The sequence below is a fragment of the Bradyrhizobium iriomotense genome, from assembly GCF_030160715.1.
In the GTDB taxonomy this organism is placed as follows: Bacteria; Pseudomonadota; Alphaproteobacteria; order Rhizobiales; family Xanthobacteraceae; genus Bradyrhizobium; species Bradyrhizobium iriomotense.
In genome coordinates this window covers 1-1,523 of the sequence record NZ_BSOW01000108.1, presented here as the reverse complement: position 1 = coordinate 1,523, position 1,523 = coordinate 1, and the positions used below count along the sequence as shown (strand labels likewise).

Sequence of the window (1,523 nt, the reverse complement as noted above, 5' to 3'; positions counted from 1 at the left end):
GTCGTCCGTGAACAAGCCTCTAAGCGATTGAGCGGGAGTCTGTTTTTCGGATGCGGAGGCATTTGAGATTGCAGGGATTGGGAGCTTGAGAAGCCCAAACCCTGCAATTTCGTTTTATGGATTTCCCTTCGCTGCGGATCATGATTCTGTGTTGCATCGGAGGGGACGATGCGGCCGAAGAAGCATAAGACGACGGGATCGAACGATCTGTTCCGGGCGCGGCTGGACCAGATCATCAACATGAAGCACGAGCTGGTTATGCTCGCCGGCAAGGTCGATTGGGACTGGATCGACGGCGAGATCGCGCCGCTCTACAGCGAGAACGGCCGGCCCGGAATCGAGACCCGCTTCGTGATCGGGCTGCTGTTGCTCAAGCACATTTACGGGTTGTCCGATGAGGGGGTCTGCGAACGCTGGGTCCATGACCCGTATTTTCAGTTCTTCACCGGCGAAGAGTTCTTCCAGCACGTCTTCCCGCACGAGCGCTCGGACCTGAGCCACTGGCGCAAGCGGCTCGGCGACAAGTTGGAACTGCTGCTGGCCGAGAGCCTGCGGGTGGCACACGAGGCCGGCGCGTTACGTGGCCAAGACCTCAAGCGGGTCACGGTCGACACCACGGTGCAGCCGAAGGCCATCACCTTTCCGACCGACGCCAAGCTGCAGCATGCGGCGATCAAGGGGCTGAACCGCTTGGCGAAGAAGCACGGGATCAGGTTGCGGCAATCCTATGCTCGCGTGGCCAAGGCCGCCGCGATGATGGCGGGCCGCTACGCCCATGCCAAACAGTTCAGGCGGCATCAGCGGCAGTTGCGTATCTTGCGCAGCCGGCTGGGCCGGATCATCCGCGACATCCGCCGCAAGATCGTGGGCCAGCCAGCACTGGAGGAGGCGTTCGCCCTCCCGCTGAGCCGAGCCACCCAGATCCGCTCGCAGCAGCAGCGCCAGCGCGGCTGGAAGCTGTATTCCTTCCATGCTCCGGAGGTCGAGTGCATCGGCAAGGGCAAGGCCAGCGCACCTTACGAGTTCGGCGTGAAGGCCTCCATCGTCACCAACAACCGCCGGGCTCCCGGTGGCCTGTTCGTGCTGCACGCCAGGGCGATGCCCGATAACCCGTACGATGGTCACACCTTGCGAGACGTCCTTGACCGCACCGAGACGCTCTCCGGCTGTTCGATCGAGCGGGCCTATGTCGACAAGGGATACCGCGGCCACGACGCACAAAATCCCCGTCGCGTCTTCATCTCCGGCCAGAAGCGCGGCGTCTTCGGTGTCATCAAGCGCGAGCTGCGCCGCCGCTCCGCCATCGAGCCCATCATCGGACACCTGAAGACCGAAGGTCACCTCGGACGCTGCTACCTCAAGGGCCGCGCAGGAGATGCCGCCAACGTCGTCCTCTCAGCCGTGGGCCACAACTTCCGCCGCATCCTTGCCTGGCTCAGAGAGCTCTTGCGCCTCTTCCTGTTCCAGCTATGGCGCATGCTCGCCTGTCCAGCCCCGCTCAATTCGGCTTCTTAACGGACGAC

General features: G+C 62.9%; 2 protein-coding genes. One reads left to right on the top strand and one right to left on the bottom strand.

Annotated elements, in window-relative coordinates; all coding sequences use genetic code 11:
• On the bottom strand, window positions 1-242 hold a 242-nt coding region (locus tag QQL28_RS45595), incomplete at its 3' end, for a hypothetical protein (RefSeq protein WP_284276413.1).
• Between QQL28_RS45595 and QQL28_RS45590 the strand changes: the two genes are divergently transcribed.
• Entirely contained in the window at window positions 169-1,515 is a 1,347-nt protein-coding gene (locus QQL28_RS45590; RefSeq protein WP_284276411.1) for an IS5 family transposase, read from the top strand. The two genes, QQL28_RS45595 and QQL28_RS45590, sit on opposite strands and share 74 nt — an antisense overlap.
• Window positions 1,516-1,523: the final 8 nt, after the last annotated feature.